12 protein-coding genes are annotated in these 14,976 nt (G+C 66.9%); 7 read left to right on the forward strand and 5 right to left on the reverse strand.

Translation table 11 applies throughout. The annotated features are described in order from the left end of the window. The first annotated feature begins 1 nt into the window (after nucleotide 1). Entirely contained in the window at nucleotides 2-1,597 is a 1,596-nt protein-coding gene (locus B9C43_RS17390; protein ID WP_084427547.1) for a tachylectin-related carbohydrate-binding protein, read from the forward strand. A 50-nt stretch (nucleotides 1,598-1,647) separates the two neighbouring features. Here the strand turns inward: B9C43_RS17390 and B9C43_RS17395 are convergent, their stop codons facing one another. Continuing rightward, entirely contained in the window at nucleotides 1,648-3,234 is a 1,587-nt protein-coding gene (locus tag B9C43_RS17395) for an ABC transporter permease (protein ID WP_084427549.1), read from the reverse strand. Next, complete coding sequence (locus B9C43_RS17400) at nucleotides 3,231-4,118, reverse strand: ABC transporter ATP-binding protein (RefSeq protein ID WP_033392695.1); 888 nt, start codon at nucleotides 4,116-4,118, stop codon at nucleotides 3,231-3,233. Before B9C43_RS17400 ends, B9C43_RS17395 begins: the two co-directional genes overlap by 4 nt. A 93-nt stretch (nucleotides 4,119-4,211) precedes the next feature. On the opposite strand from B9C43_RS17400, the gene B9C43_RS17405 reads away from it, so the two are divergent. The 6 genes from B9C43_RS17405 to B9C43_RS17430 all read left to right on the forward strand — a co-directional run bounded on the left by B9C43_RS17405 (nucleotide 4,212) and on the right by B9C43_RS17430 (nucleotide 10,595). Next, nucleotides 4,212-4,721 carry a GbsR/MarR family transcriptional regulator gene (locus tag B9C43_RS17405; RefSeq protein WP_033392696.1) on the forward strand — a complete coding sequence of 170 codons (510 nt, stop codon included), beginning with the start codon at nucleotides 4,212-4,214 and terminating at the stop codon, nucleotides 4,719-4,721. Between the two features lie 11 nt (nucleotides 4,722-4,732). Further along, nucleotides 4,733-6,409 carry a DUF885 domain-containing protein gene (locus B9C43_RS17410; RefSeq protein ID WP_084427551.1) on the forward strand — a complete coding sequence of 559 codons (1,677 nt, stop codon included), beginning with the start codon at nucleotides 4,733-4,735 and terminating at the stop codon, nucleotides 6,407-6,409. Nucleotides 6,410-6,590: 181 nt separating this feature from the next. Beyond that, complete coding sequence (locus tag B9C43_RS17415; protein WP_033392698.1) at nucleotides 6,591-7,757, forward strand: Cys-Gln thioester bond-forming surface protein; 1,167 nt, start codon at nucleotides 6,591-6,593, stop codon at nucleotides 7,755-7,757. 75 nt (nucleotides 7,758-7,832) lie between these two features. Continuing rightward, a complete protein-coding gene (locus tag B9C43_RS17420) occupies nucleotides 7,833-9,779 on the forward strand; it encodes an FUSC family protein (RefSeq protein WP_235038660.1) in 1,947 nt (648 codons plus the stop codon). Nucleotides 9,780-9,810: 31 nt separating this feature from the next. After that, nucleotides 9,811-10,005: an antitoxin gene (locus B9C43_RS17425; RefSeq protein ID WP_033392699.1), complete on the forward strand. Its 195-nt coding sequence runs from the start codon at nucleotides 9,811-9,813 to the stop codon at nucleotides 10,003-10,005. Continuing rightward, complete coding sequence (locus B9C43_RS17430; RefSeq protein ID WP_033392700.1) at nucleotides 10,002-10,595, forward strand: putative glycolipid-binding domain-containing protein; 594 nt, start codon at nucleotides 10,002-10,004, stop codon at nucleotides 10,593-10,595. The genes B9C43_RS17425 and B9C43_RS17430 overlap by 4 nt, the downstream gene beginning before the upstream one ends. A gap of 215 nt (nucleotides 10,596-10,810) precedes the next feature. On the opposite strand, the gene B9C43_RS17435 is transcribed toward B9C43_RS17430, so the two are convergent. The 3 genes from B9C43_RS17435 to B9C43_RS17445 form a co-directional block, all read right to left on the reverse strand. Then, entirely contained in the window at nucleotides 10,811-12,598 is a 1,788-nt protein-coding gene (locus B9C43_RS17435; RefSeq protein WP_143446371.1) for a fibronectin type III domain-containing protein, read from the reverse strand. Nucleotides 12,599-12,661: 63 nt separating this feature from the next. Continuing rightward, nucleotides 12,662-13,633, reverse strand: a complete 972-nt coding sequence (locus tag B9C43_RS17440; protein ID WP_327222587.1) for a prephenate dehydrogenase — start codon at nucleotides 13,631-13,633, stop codon at nucleotides 12,662-12,664. 70 nt (nucleotides 13,634-13,703) lie between these two features. After that, nucleotides 13,704-14,909, reverse strand: coding sequence for a M20 metallopeptidase family protein (locus B9C43_RS17445; protein WP_033392706.1), 1,206 nt, complete (start codon nucleotides 14,907-14,909; stop codon nucleotides 13,704-13,706). Nucleotides 14,910-14,976 lie beyond the last annotated feature (67 nt).

Consider the following 14,976-nt stretch of genomic DNA (forward strand, 5'->3'; position numbering starts at 1 on the left):
GATGAACAGCATCTCGCGCCGTGTTCTTAGGGCGGTTCTGGTCGGGGGCGTGACCATGGCGATGGCCGCGACAGTGGCCGCGGTACCTGCCTCGGCGATCAGCGGCGGCACTCCGGTCACCGGGTTCGACGGCCCGGCCGCGGATGTCGTGCGGATCTCCATCGAGAAGTCCGGCACCTACATGCGCAAACATCACGAGTGCACCGGGGTTGTCATCTCGAGGTACTGGATCCTGTCCTCGGCCAGCTGTTTCGCCGACGACCCGAAGCAGTGGCAGAACCTGCCCGCGGGTCCGTACAAACTCGACAGCATCGTGGACCGGGCGGGATACATGGACGCGCCGCGCCCGGGCGGGCAGGTGCAGAGCTCGTCCACGTACATCCAGGAGATCGTGCCGCGCCGGGACCGGGATCTCGTGCTCGCCAAAGCCAGTGACCCGCTCGGTTCGCGGACGAAGCTCGCGACGACACCACCGGCACTGGGACAGTCGCTCAAGATCGTCGGAACTGGCCGGACAGGCACGGAGTGGATCCCGAAGCAGGCACATGCCGCCGACGTCTCGGTCACGGCAGTCAACCCGACGTCGTTCACGGTCTCCGGTAACTCGAGCACGTGCAAGGGAGATGCGGGCGGGCCCGCCTTCCGCGACAACAACGGCACTTTGGAGCTGGTCGGCATCCACGGCCCGTCGTGGCAACGCGGTTGCCTTGGTGTCACGGACACTCGCAGCGAGTCGACCGAAGTCCGCGTTGACGACATCTACGACTGGATCCGCCAGGAAGCCCCGGATCTGGCCATCCAGTGCGACGAAGAGATCGACATCTTCACCAACCGCGGCGGCATTCTGTGGCGCGACTACGTCGAGGACTACCGGGCCGAGATCGGGTGGAGCCCGGACACCAACATCGACGCCTACGGGCCAAGCTGGCTCGGGGCCACGTATGCCGGTGGCAACGGCCTGCTCTGGGAGGTCCACAGGAAGGTCAACGCCTCGGATCCCTTTGCCAACGGTGACTTGCGGCTCTGGCGCCGAAACGGTGCGGCACTCGCGGGTGGTGAGCGGATCGGATCAGGCTGGACACCCCAGTTGCAGTCCCCGAACAGGATGACGGTGGACGCGGAAGGCCGGATCTACACGATCACCGCCGCCGGTGAGTTGCGTTCCTATGTCTGGAACGACACCACTCGTAGCTGGGTGAACCCGAGCGGGGACGTGATGGACACCGGTTGGCTGAACTACAACTCGATCACGGCCGCGGGCGACGGCGTGATCTACGCGCGCACCGCCGCAGGCGAGCTGTACCGGTTCAAGTACAACCACACCACCAAACAATGGGTCCAGCGCAACAAGTCCGCGGGCGTGGGATGGAACGTCTTCACCCAGATCTTCTCGCCTGGCGCCGACATCCTCTACGGCCTGGGCACCAAGGAGGGCTCGAACCCCGCACTGCGTTGGTACCGCTACTACCCGGAGTCAGACCGGTGGGGACCATCCGCACCCGACGGCCTCGGCTACGTCGCTGACTACGGCCCGGACTGGAACACCACGTACCGGGCGACTGCGGACCCAGGCGGCTGCCGTCTGACCCGTCCCTGAGATGGCGAAGTGGGTGAGCCGTTCCCGGCTCACCCACTTTTCGTCGTGCCTCAGCCGATGTCGCGGCGGCGCAAACCGGCGAGACCTGCGGCCATCAGCACTACTGCCACCACTGACAGCCAGATCAGCGGACCGGCGCTGATGTTGCTGAGCAGCTTGGGCACGTGGGTGAACGGCGAGACGTTCATCAGCCACTGCGGCACCTGGAGGATCGGGCCGAGTTGGCCCAGCAACCAGAAGACCGTCAGCGCCGCCCAGCTCCCGATGACGTACCGAGGCGCCAAACCGAAGAGCGCCATGGCAATTCCGGCGACGACCAGCGTCGCGGGCAGCTGGACCAGCGTTGCCTCAAGGACATTGCCGAACTGGCCGACGACGTCATCCACCGAGATGCCGTACGCCACGCCCATGGCGAGGCCTGCGGCGATGAGCATCACGGCCGCGCCAACCACCGCGAACACCAAGTGGCTCAAGGCCCACCGGACGCGGCTGACGTTCGTCGCCAGCACCGGTTCGGCCCGTACGGCGGTCTCCTCGGCGCGCAGCCGCAGGGTCGCCGCGACCGCGTAAGCCGAGGCGATCAACGCGATGATGCCCAGGATCGCCGTCATGAAGGCGTCGACCATGGCCGACTTGCCGCCCATCTGCTCGACGACCTTGGCGATTTGCGGGTTGTCCTTCACCAGGTCCGTCGCGCTGTTGACGATGCTGCCGAACATCACGCCCATGACGATGAATCCGCCCATCCAGCCGATGATCGACCCGCGGTGCAACCGCCATGCCAAGCTGAACGGGCCGCGCAGCGACGCGCTCGCCTCGGGTGGTCCGGGGCGTGGCTGGACCAGACCCGCGCCGTGATCACGCCTGCTCACGAGCGCGAACGCAAGGCCGACAAGGGCGATCGCGACGACCAGCAGCAAACCCAGGATCCACCAACGGTTGTCCGCGTACGGATGAGCCTTCTGCAGCCAGCCGATCGGGGAGAGCCAGCTGAGCCACGTGGCCGAACCCGCGTCGCCGACAAGCCGAAGCACGAACGCCACCGCGATGGCGAGTACCGCGAGCCCGGTGACTGTACGGGCATTCTCGGCGAGCTGCGCCGCGACGGCGGCGACCGCGGCGAACGTGATTCCCAGGGCGCCGAAGGTCAACCCGGCGAGGAAGGACCCGTCCGCGGGCAGGTTCTGACCCGTCAGGCCTGCCCCGATCAGCAGTGCCGCGATCAGGTTCGCGCCGGTGGCGACGATCAATGCGGCGGCCATGGGCGCGTGCCTGCCGACCACGGTCGCACCGATCAGTTCCAGCCGTCCGGCTTCCTCGTCCTGACGGGTGTGCCGGTTCACCGTCATGATGCTCATCAACGTGACCAGCAGTGCGCCGATGATCGCGAGTCGCCACATCACCACCGCGCCAACGGATGTGGCGTAGACCTCGCCGTAGATCGCGGTCATCGCGGGGTTGCTGCCGATGGTCGTCTTGACTTGCTGCCGTGACGCCTCGTCCGGGTAGAGGTCCGCGATGGAGGCGGCCGTCGTGACTGTCAGCAGGACCGTGACCAGGATCCAGATCGGCAGCCGGACCCGGTCGAGCCGCAGCGCCAGCCGGATCAGCGATCCGGTGCCTACGAGGGTCTTCATTTCAGCTCGTCCTCGTAGTGCCGCAGGAACAGCTCTTCGAGCGTCGGCGGCTGGCTGGTCAGCGACCGCACGCCGAACGTGGTCAGGTGTTTGAGCACGCCGTCGAGCTCGGCGGTGTCCACTTCGAACTTGACGTGGCTGTCACGGGCCTGCAGGTCGTGCACGCCCGGCAGCTCGGCGAGGCCGGTGGGTTCGGCCGCCAGTTCCGCCTCGATCGAGGTCCTGGTCAGGTGCCGCAACTGGGCGAGCGACCCGGTCTCGACCGTACGGCCGTTGCGGATGATGCTCACGCGGTCGCACAGTGCCTCGACTTCGGACAGGATGTGGCTGGACAGCAATACTGTCCGCTTGCCCTTCTCCTCTTCGATGCACTCGCGGAACATCGCCTCCATCAGCGGGTCGAAGCCGGATGTCGGCTCGTCAAGCAGAAGCAGTTCGACGTCCGACGACAACGCGGCGACCAAGGCGACTTTTTGCCGGTTTCCCTTGGAGTACGTGCGTCCCTTCTTGGTGGGATCGAGTTCGAAGCGCTCGAGCAGCACGGCTTTGCGCTTCACGTCCAGGCCGCCCCGCAGCCTGCCGAGCAGGTCGATGACCTCGCCGCCGGACAGGTTCGGCCAGAGAGTGACGTCGCCGGGCACGTAGGCCAGGCGGCGGTGCAGTTCGGCGGCTTGCCCCCAGGGGTCGCCGCCGAGCAGTTGGGCAGTGCCCGCGTCAGCGCGCAGCAGGCCCAGCAGAACACGGATGGTCGTCGACTTGCCTGCGCCGTTCGGGCCCAGGAAGCCGTGCACCTCCCCCTCGTGGACGGTCAGGTCAAGACCGTCGAGCGCACGCGTCCGGCCGAACGTCTTCACCAGGCCGGACACGGATATCGCTGGTGTCATGACCCAGAAGTTACACTCACTTCACAAAGTCATGAAGTTAAGAAAGCGTATAAACTTACATGCGGCAACCAACTCCCGGGAGAGGATGTCGCGGTGAGCGAGGCGCAGGAAACGCAACGCGACCCAGTCGCGATCGGACGGTTCATCGAGCGGTACGCCGCGCTGCTGGCGGACGCCGGTATGCAACGGATGGCCGCCCGGGTGTTCGTGGCGTTGCTGTGTGAGGACTCCGGCCGGATGACCGCGACCGACATGGCCGAGTCGCTGCAAGTCAGCCCGGCCGCGATCTCCGGAGCGGTGCGCTACCTCGGCCAGGTCAACATGCTCGAGCGGGAACGCGAGCCGGGCTCCCGGCGTGACTACTACGTCGTCAAGGACGACCTCTGGTACGACGTGATCACCCGCCGCGAGCAGACCATGCACCGCTGGGAGTCGACCATGCGCGAGGGCATGGAGCTGCTTGGCGAACAGACGCCTGCGGGGTTGCGGTGGAAGGAGACCTTGGAGTTCTACGCCTTCATGCACGAACGTTTACCGATGTTCATGGAGGAGTGGAAAGAGCGGCGGGCGCAGCTGCACCGCAAGTGGGGTCTGAACGACTAGTTTCTAGATCTATGACGACCCCTCCGAGCCAGGCCGACGCACTGGCGGACGAACTGATCCGGCTGGGCTTCGACCGTGAACCGATCAGCGCGTCGATCCTCGGCGTTCCCGGGTACGACGCGCTTGTCGGCGATCCGTCGGCGGCGGCGGACGAGGCGACCAAGGCGCGTGCGCTGGAACTGGCCGAGCGGGCCGACGCGGTCGACAAAGCCGGAGTGGACGCCAAGGACGCGATCACCCTGGCCGTGGTGGCGCAGCAGGGGCGGGCCATGGCCGACCGGGTCGACTCGAAGCTGGCCGAGTACACGATCACCGACATGTTCATCAGCCCGGCGGCCAGCCTGCTGACGCTGTTGCCGATGACCACGTTGCCGACCGCGCAGAAGGCGACGGACTACCTGACCAGGCTGCGGGCCCTGCCCGGGTATCTGGAGGGTTACGCGGCGAGGCACCGTGAAGGCGTTGCCGCCGGCCGTGTTCCGGTCGCGCACCTGGTCAAGGCCGCGATCACCCACCTCGACCGATACATCGGTGCGTCCGCGGACGACGACGCACTGCGCAGGCCGCGGCCGCCAGCCGAAGTGGCGGAGTCCTTTGTGGCCGAGCGCGACCGGATCATCGACGAGGTCGTCCGCCCGGCATTCGCCGAATACCGTGCCGTCCTGGCCGAGGAGATCGTCCCGCACAGCCGTCCGGCGGAGAAGCCGGGGCTGACCTGGCTGCCCGATGGGGACGAGCTCTACGCCCGGCTGTCCAGTGTGCACACTTCGACCAAGCGTTCGGCCGAGGAGCTGCACCAGACCGGACTCGACCTGATCGACTCGTTGTTCGAGGAGTTCGCCGAGGTCGGCTCCCGCGTCTTCGGGACAACGGATGTTCAGGAGATCTTCACCCGGCTGCGGGAAGACCCGGCATTGCGGTGGAGCTCGGAAGAAGAACTGCTCAGCACGGCACGGGCGTCCATCGAGCGGGCCGAAGCCGAAGCGCCGAAATGGTTCGGGCACGTGCCGTCACACAGCTGCAAGGTCGAACCCGTGCCCGCGGCGGAAGCCCCTGGCGCGCCGATGGCCTATTACTTGCCGCCGTCATTGGACGGCCAGCGCGCCGGCACTTATTTCGCCAATACATATCAGCCAGGAGAGCGGTACAAGCACATCGCCGAGGCCACGGCATTCCACGAGGCCGTGCCGGGACACCACTTCCAGCTGACCATCGCCAGCGAACTGGACGACCTGCCGTTGTTGCGCCGGTTGGCGGACGTCAACGCATATGTCGAAGGCTGGGGCCTGTACTGCGAGCGGCTGGCCGATGAAATGGGCCTGTATTCCGGGGACATCGCCCGCTTGGGCATGTTGGCGCTGGACGCGACCAGGGCCGGGCGGCTCGTCGTGGACACCGGACTGCACGCCAAGGGCTGGTCACGGCAGCGGGCCGTGGACTACATGACCGAGAACGTGCCGATGCCGCAGCTGGAAATCGGGACCGAAGTGGACCGTTATATCGCCTACCCGGGACAGGCACTGTCCTACATGGTCGGCAGGCTGGAGATTCAACGGATCAGGGCGGCGGCGGAAAAGGCGCTCGGGTCACGGTTTGACATCCGGAAGTTCCACGATCTCGTGATCGGCAGTGGGCCGCTCCCGCTCACTGTGCTTGACCAGGTCGTAACCGAATGGGCGTCGCGGTAAACGTACCCCGCATCACAGTGACTTCACAGGGTGGATAGAGTCACGCCGCTGATCGGTGGATGTACGCCAGGTAGTTGTTCGCACAACCCGTTAGAGGGATATAGGGCGAGCGTGTGTCGCGAACAGCTGCGAGAGCAACACGGGGTAGCTGGGGCACTAACCGAAAGAGGGAGCACCAAACGTGAGTCGGGTGAAGAAGCTGCGCATCGGCGCCGCGCTTGCTGGCGTGACGGTCACGGCCATGATGGCCTCGGTGACGCCCGCCTCGGCGGGGTCGGTCACCGGGAAGATCGACACGGACGCCGACACCAAGGGACCGTTGGTCGTGATGTCCGGTGAGAAGGGTGACAAGGAGGTCGTCACCAAGCTCATCGGCCTGAAGCTGGACGGTGAGAAGGGCTCCTCGGTCCAGACCTACTGCGTCGACATCGACCAGCCCATCGACGACAACGGGCCCGGGTACGTCGAGGCGGACTGGAACAAGCACCCGAAGCCGGATTCGGCCTTCCACAAGAACTCCGCGCAGATCAACTGGGTGCTGCACAACGGCTTCCCCCAGCTGTCGGCCGGTGACCTCGCCAAGAAGGTCAAGGGCGAGTTCGAGGGCGGACTGTCCGACGCCGAGGCGGTCGCGGGCACCCAGGCAGCGGTCTGGTTCTTCAGCGACAACCGCAAGCTCAAGGACGTCAAGGCGCCGACCAAGCCCGAGCACGCCAAGGCGGACAAGAAGGACGTCTTCGCCGTCTACGAGTACCTGACCAAGAACGCGGGCGACGGCATCTCCACCGAGCCGAAGCCGGTGCTCAACCTCGAGCCGAACAAGCTGACCGGCAAGCCGGACAGCCTGATCGGCCCGTTCGTGGTGACCACCTCGGCCAGCGGCGTGACCATCGCGGCCAAGCTGCCCGACGGCGTGATCTTCAGCGACAAGAACGGCAACGAGCTGCCCAAGGCCGACGTCGCCGCGAAGATCCAGCAGCTGGACAAGTACGAGTTCTACGTGAAGGTCCCGGCGTCGCTGGCCACCGGCAAGGTCGAGTTCACCGTCTCCGGTGACACCGAGTTCTCCCTCGGCCGCCTGTTCATCTCCAAGGTCGCCCAGAAGAAGTCGCAGTCGCTGATCCTGGCCAAGAGCGAGAAGGTCCGGCTGTCGGCCCAGGGCACCGCCGAGTGGGGCGCCACGACGCCGACCACGCCGAACGAGACCCCGGCGCCGCAGCCGAAGAACAACGACAACGAGCTGGCCAACACCGGTGCCTCGGTGCTGACCCCGCTGATCATCGGTGTCGTGCTCGTGGGTGGCGGTGTCGCCGCGCTGGTGTTCCAGCGCCGCCGTCGCAAGGCGTGAAAGACAGCGTGATCTGAGCAGCACTCCAGGCCCGGTGGCGAGTCCACCGGGCCTGGTTTTTGTTTAGATGGTCTTGTGGCGGGGTCGACGGCAGCGGGCAAGCAGGTCGCCGCTCCACATTGGCTTGTCCAATTGCTCCGGTCGAAGAAGCTGCCCGTGCCGTGGAAACGGATGACCCGGGCGGCGATCACGATCACCGGGCCGATCGCGATCGGGCTGGTGATCGGCCGGCTCGACATCGGCGTGATCGTCTCGATGGGCGCGCTCTGCGGGACCTTCGGCGACGCGGAAGGCCCCTACCGCTATCGCGCCCGGCGGATCGGCTGGGCCGCGATCGGCGGCGGGATCGGGTTCTTCCTCGGCAGCCTCGCCGGTGGGCACGGCTGGTGGTCCACCGCGGTCATCGTGTTGCTGGCAGGAGCGTCCGCGTTGATCAGCGCGGGCGGCAACATCGCCTCGCTGGCGGCCTTGCAGATGTTGGTCTTCGCTGCTCTGGGGGCTGGACAGCCGCGCGACACGCTCACGGCCACCTTCTGGTTCTTGGTCGGCGCGGGTCTGGTGTGGCTGCTGGCGATCGCCGCGTGGCCCTTCAAGGCGACAGCGCCGGAACGGGCCGCTGTCGCCGAAATCTACGACGAGATCGCCGTGATGCTCGCGGCTTCTGGAACGGCCGGAGCGCGAGCGGCGAGGCGTGACCTCACCACGGCCCTCAACAACGCCTACGACGCCTTGCTGACGGCCCGTTCGCACCTTTCCGGGCGGGATAGGGCGTACCGCAGGCTGATGACGCTCCTGGCGGACACGACGCCCGTGGTCGAGGCGAGCGTGGCGTTAGTCAACGTCGGGCGCCAGCCGCCCGCTGAGGTCGTCATCCACATGACCGCGATCGCCGAGGCGATCCGCCTGGATCAACCGTTGCCGCCGGTGCCCGAATTCGAAGAGGCGTCACGGGGCCTGGCCGCGTTGCGTGCCGGTCTGGAAGGGCTTTCCTCGCCGAGCGGCAAACGTGATCACCGCGATCCCGAAGACCATGTGCCGTTCACCGAACGGCTGGAGACGATCTTCACCGGCCGGGTCGCGTGGTCGCACGCGGCTCGCCTGATGCTGTGCATGGGCGTGGCGGAGTTCGTCGGCTGGGCGTTGAAACTCGAATACTCGTACTGGGTCGCGTTGACGGTCGCGATCGTCCTCAAGCCCGACTTCGGCTCGGTGTTCGGCCGCGCGGTCCTGCGCGGTGTCGGGACGTTGGCAGGTGTGCTGGTCGGCGCGGCTGTCCTGGGCATCGATCCGCGTGGCTGGGTGCTCGTCGTCCTTGTCGCGCTGATCGCCGGGGCGTTGCCGTACGGACGGGACCGCAACTACGGGATCTTCTCCGCGTTCGTCACTCCGTTGGTGATCGTCCAGCTGGATCTCGCGCACACAGGCGACTGGGGCCTGGTGCTGGCCAGGCTGACCGACACCGCACTGGGCTGCGCGATCGTGATCGTCTTCGGATACCTGTTGTGGCCAGGCAGTTTGCGGCCACGGGTCGGCACCCAGCTGCTGGGCACGCTTGAGTCGCTCGGCAAGTACATCGAGCACGGGCTGGCCGGGTCGGACAAACGGGTGAAACTGCGCAGGGAGACCTACCGGCAGCTTTCCGACCTGCGAAACGCCTTCCAGCAGGCCGTTGTGGAGCCGTCGGCCGCCGGGTTGCAGGCCGCCGCGTGGTGGCCGGTGATCGTGACCCTCGAACGGGCGACAGACGCCGTCACCGGACTGGCTGTCGGCATCCAGCGCGGCGCCGAGCCGATCGACCCCGAAGCGATCGAGGCGCTGACCGACGCGGTGGCCGAGGCGGCGACGTCGATCAGGGCGGAACGCCCGCCGGAGCGGATGCCGATGCCGGACCTCGACCGGTTGTCACGCCTGGTCACTGAACTGGTGTCGGTGCTGGCCACGCTGCGTGGACCGGACTGGTACACCCGGACGGGGGGACAGATCGTCCGACGACTGCTGCAGCCGGTGCGCCGCGAACGGTAGCCTGCGAGACGGGCCTGTTAAGGGAGATGACATGGGAATTAACTTCGACGAGCTGAAGAACAAGGCGCAGGACCTTGTCAACCAGCACGGCGACAAGATCGAAGAGGGTGTCGAGAAGGCAGGCGAGTTCGCCAAGCAGAAATTCGGGCACGAGTCCCAGGTCGACGCGGTCGTCGACAAGATCCAGGGCATGATCCCCGACAAGCCCAAGCAGGACAACGCGTGACCACGACGATCACCCGCAAACCCACCATCCTGACCTGGCAGGGTGTCGGCGCGCCCCGGCTCGAGTCGGTCCGGCTGCTCGTCGCCGACAACCGCTTAAAGGCGTCCGGTCGCATCATCGCCGCGGCCTCGGACGACGAGCCGGCATTCAGCGCCTCCCTCGAGGCGACGACGGACCAGTCCGGCGCGTTCGGCCGGTTGCTGATCCGCTCGACCACGGCCGAGGACGAGTGCCAGATCTCGGTCACCCGCACCAAGGACGGCCTCTGGCTGGTCGACCGCGGCCAAGGCAGCGAACGCGCCGCCTTCGGTGGTGCGCTGGACGTGGACGTCGCCGGTGCGGTGCTCTTCAACTCCCTGCCGATCCGCAGGCTCGGCCTGCACAAGGAATCCGGCAGGCACGAACTGCCTGTCGTGTACGTGTCCCTGCCGGACCTCGCAGTCCGCGTCTCGCAGCAGACGTACACAACGGTCTCGGTCGGCGAGGAGACCTCGGTCGTGAACTACGCCGACGAGACGTTCAGCGCGGACCTGACCGTGGACAGCAACGGCTTCGTGATCGACTACCCGGAACTGGCGCGACGGGTCTGAAGACGGGTGTAAGTGGCCGGGGCGGCGCGATTTGGTGTGGAGCACACTGCCTGGCCCTTATCGCTCGGGGCTCCATGGAGACTGTATCCATTTTGGTGCAGCCGCCCAACAGGACCAAAACCGCGGGCAGGACCTGCGGCCCTGCCCGCCGACAAGCTTATGGGCGGCGCCCCTCCACACAAAATCGCGCCGCTCTGTGGTCGGCCTTCCCATTGCTAGCGCGGGATCGACCACGTCGTGTTCGTGAAACCCGGGGCGACATTCGGATCCGCGCTGACCGCCTTGACCTCGAGGATGTGCGGCCCGGGTTCGAATGCCCCGCTGTTGAGCGCGACCCGCCACTGACCGGCGACAGCAGGCCCGTCGACCATGGTCGGAATTCCGACTATGCGCTTGTTGTCGACGAAAACCTCGATTCCGGCCAAGCCCGCCCGCGCCGAACCGCCGTCGGCGGTCACCTCGAGCACGACGCGACTGCGCGACAGGATCTCGTTGTTCTCGATCTTCTGCCCGGCGGCGTCCAGGAACTGCGTGTCGAATGACGCCAGCGTCAACACAGGCCGTGCGGCGGGTTCCGGCGGAGGTTCGGCCTGGTTGGGCGACGGCTTGCTGGCCGGATCCGGAACCAGCTCCAGCTCAGCGTGTTGCACGACAGGGGAGATCGCGGGATTCGCGCCACGAACCGTGATCCGCAACTCCCGGCGATCACCGGACAGCACGAGCGCGTCGGCAGGCAGGTCCGCGACAATCGGAAACCGGTACGACGGCGCGAAAACGTGTCCCTCGACCGCGGGCCGCGCCGGGAAGACCCGCCCAGCCACCTCGACCGTGAACGGCATCATCTGTTCCCGGATCGTTGTCCGGACAGTCATCCGCAGCTGCCCGCCCAACACGCCGTCCATCAGCTCGGTGTTCGCCGCCCTGCCGATGTTGGTCGACGTGATCCTCGGCGGGGCGACGAACGGGGGCGTGTCCGCACTGGAAAGCCCGATCGCGTCGATGCCGATGTAGGTCAAACCGTTGGGCGGTCCGGTGAAACCGAACAGCGGTGTCGCGGTGGTCCACGTGGGCACGAATGCGCTGGCGGCGACTTTCGTTCCGTCGCGCCACAATGACACGCCGTCGGTCCGCAACACGAGTTCCCAGCGCACGCTCACCCCGATCTTCGGCGGGATCGCGACCGCGTCGGCGCCGGGCAACGTGACCGAGTCTGCCGTGATCCGCACGCGCAGCGTTCCGGGTGGTGGGCTGGTGTCGATCAGGTCGGCGGGCCCGGGGACCAGGTCGAACACCAGGCTGCCGTCCTTGGCCGGGCAGTCGGTCTCGATCATCATCCGGCCGAGTTCGCCGCCGATGTCCTTGAGCTGCAATGGGGTTCGTGACCGAAGGGCCACAGATTCGTTGCCGCACGCGGCACTGATCACCAGTCGGCGACTGTCATCGCCGAGACCACGGGTCATTCGCGCGCATGCGGCGTTGTTCGCCAGTCGCCAGCGCGCCGGGTCAGGCACCACCGGGCCGTCGAAATGATCGATCAGCGGGTACCGGCTTTCGTCAGGACGGTTGGCAGACGGCCGTTTCCGCGCGGTCGACGGTTCCGACCGTTGTCCGAAGGAATCCACAGCGCGCACATCGACCTGGTACTCGACAGGGTTCTCGAGGCCGTCGAACTGCACCGCGTTGCCGGCCACCAGTTGGGTGCGCACGTCACCATCACCACGTAATTGCACTTCATAGCCGGGAGTTCGGCCCGCCCACGTCACCTGTAATCGATGCGGGCCAGGGATGACCGTCAGATTCGCGGGTCTGTCCGGCCGGGCACCAGGTTTCGGCGCCACCGCGGCGTCGTTGACGAACTCCTTGACGGTCGTCTGGATCGGCGCTGGCGGCGGTGGTTTCTGATCGCTCGGAGCGTCGACATTACGCAGCGCGACCACGGCTCCGGCGACGAGCACCAGGCCACCAGCCACGTATCCGGCCCGACGCAACACACGACGCTCCACCCAGACAAGCTAGGCGGGAATGTGCCCTGGTTCACACATTCGTTGCGTTGTCGATATCGAACCTCAGCCGGTGAGGGCGAAGTCTCCGTCGAGTCCGACTATCCGCCCACCGCGTTCGCCCAGCGCCAGCAGCGTTTCCCGGGTGTCGGGCGCGCTCAGGTCGATCCTGCTGTGCGGACGCTCGGCGGTGCGGTAGTTCTGCAGCGCCTGCCAGCCCTGATGGCCTGCTTCCACAGTCGCACCAAGGGATCCCGTTGACGCCAACGCCCCGCGCGCCGCGCCGAGCCTGCCGAGTGCGTCATCGACGGCGTCGAGCAACGGTCCCCGGTTGCCTTCACACATCGCACGGACCAGTTCCGGACGCGTCCCCGCGACGCGTGTGCCATCGGAGTAGGAGCCTGCGGCCAATGCCAGCGAAAGGCTTCCGCCGTCCGCACCAACCGCCGCGAGAACCGCAGCGAGCAGGTGGGGCAGATGCGAAATCCGCGCGACCGCGTCGTCATGTCCTGCCGCGCTCGCGGGCACGATCTGCGCGCCGCAATCCAGGACCAAACGCGCCACATCGCGCCACGCGTCAAGGTCGGTCTCATCCTCGACGGTCAACACCCACGACGCGTCCTTGAACAGCCCGGCCGATCCGGCAGCCCAGCCGGACGAGGCCGTGCCCGCCATCGGGTGCCCGCCGACATACCGAGTGCGTGGTGCGCCTTGCCTGACCGACATCTCAACCGGCCCTTTCACGCTCACCACGTCAGTCAGGACGCACTCGGGGGCGTACGCGGTGATCGCCGCCAAGGTCTGGTCCACCGCGGGCAGCGGAACCGCGATCACCACGATCGCGTCCCGTTGCGCGGCGAGCCGAAGTGCGCCATCCACTCTGGACTCGACCTGGAAGCCGTCCACTGTGGCGGCGTCGGCATCCACTGTGGACGTGGTGAAGCCCCACGCCTGCCTGCCCGATTCGCTCGCCGCACGCAGCAGCGAACCGCCGATGAGCCCAAGTCCGATCACGCACACTGGCCGCACGCCGCACATCCTGCCCTAACGGAACAAGTACAGGTTGCGGATAGTGGCCCCGCGAACACGTTCTGTCCAGTCCTTTGTCCTAACGCAATGTGTCCAGGGCAAACGCGGCATACATCGCTACGCCGTTGGCCAGTGCCGATTCGTCGAAATGCACGCGGTTCGAGTGGTTCGGGTCCGCATCGGCCGGCTCGACCCCCGGCGGGCACGCGCCGAGGAACGCGAACGCCCCCGGCACCTTCTGCAGGACGTACGAGAAGTCCTCGGCACCCATCAGCGGGGTGGGCATCGGCGCGGCGTACCGCTGACCGAGAACTGCGCCGGCCAGTTCGACCACGTGCGGTCCGATCACGTCGTCGTTGACCGTCACCGGATAGCCCTGGTGCAGGTCGACCTCGGCTGTGCAGCCGTACGACGCGGCCACGTGATGGCAGAGCTTGGGCAGCTCCTCGCGCACCTTGGCCCGGCTGGCCTCGGACAACGACCGGAATGTGCCTTCAAGCTCGGCCGTCTCCGGGATGATGTTGGACGTGGTGCCCGCGGTGAGCCGTCCGACGGTCACCACGACCGGCTCGAACACGCTGATGTGCCTGGTCACCATGGTCTGCAGGGCGCCGACGATGGCCGCCGCGGCGGGCACGGGGTCGAGGGCGTCGTGCGGGATCGCGCCGTGCCCGCCACGGCCGGTGATCCTGACGACGAAGTTGTCCGCGGCCGCCAGCATCGCGCCCGCCTTGCTGCGGATCACGCCGGAGGTGTCCGTGGCCGTGATGTGCAGGGCGAACGCCCGCTCGATCGGCCGTCCGCCCGCGTCGAGAATGCCCTCGTCGATCATGTACTTGGCGCCGTGGTAGCCCTCTTCGCCGGGCTGGAACATGAACACCACGCGGCCGGCCAAGGCCTCTTTGCGGCTGGTGAGCAGCCGGGCGGCGGACACCAGCATCGCGGTGTGCGTGTCGTGCCCACAGGCGTGCATCACGCCGTCCACCTCGGAGGCGTACGACAAACCGCTGTCCTCCTGGAGTGGAAGCGCGTCCATGTCGCCCCGCAGCAGCACGGTCGGGCCAGGTCGGGCGCCGGTGAGCACCGCGATCACCGAGCTGACCTTCTCGCCCTTCATCACCTGGATGCCCAGGCCGTCAAGGGCGTGCATCACGGACGCTTGCGTGCCGGGCAGATTCAGGCCCCGTTCCGGAAATTTGTGGATCTTCCTGCGCAACGCCACTGTGCGCGGTTGAAGCGCACGGGCCGCCTCGACCAAGCCTGCGAACCTCGGGTCGGTTGCCATCGGAGGAACTGACGGTGAATGGGTCGAGCGTGAGGCGTTCATGTCTTCGATAGTGACACCGCAGGCG

The organism is Kibdelosporangium aridum, assembly GCF_900176515.1.
Classification (GTDB): domain Bacteria; phylum Actinomycetota; class Actinomycetes; order Mycobacteriales; family Pseudonocardiaceae; genus Kibdelosporangium; species Kibdelosporangium aridum.

Excerpts from the sequence above, each read along its gene's own strand:
- B9C43_RS17390 (WP_084427547.1), top strand. The coding sequence starts at position 2 with ATGAACAGCATCTCGCGCCGTGTTCTTAGGGCGGTTCTGGTCGGGGGC.
- B9C43_RS17395 (WP_084427549.1), bottom strand. The coding sequence starts at position 3,234 with ATGAAGACCCTCGTAGGCACCGGATCGCTGATCCGGCTGGCGCTGCGG.
- B9C43_RS17400 (WP_033392695.1), bottom strand. The coding sequence starts at position 4,118 with ATGACACCAGCGATATCCGTGTCCGGCCTGGTGAAGACGTTCGGCCGG.
- B9C43_RS17410 (WP_084427551.1), top strand. The coding sequence starts at position 4,733 with ATGACGACCCCTCCGAGCCAGGCCGACGCACTGGCGGACGAACTGATC.
- B9C43_RS17425 (WP_033392699.1), top strand. The coding sequence starts at position 9,811 with ATGGGAATTAACTTCGACGAGCTGAAGAACAAGGCGCAGGACCTTGTC.
- B9C43_RS17440 (WP_327222587.1), bottom strand. The coding sequence starts at position 13,633 with ATGTGCGGCGTGCGGCCAGTGTGCGTGATCGGACTTGGGCTCATCGGC.
- B9C43_RS17445 (WP_033392706.1), bottom strand. The coding sequence starts at position 14,909 with ATGGCAACCGACCCGAGGTTCGCAGGCTTGGTCGAGGCGGCCCGTGCG.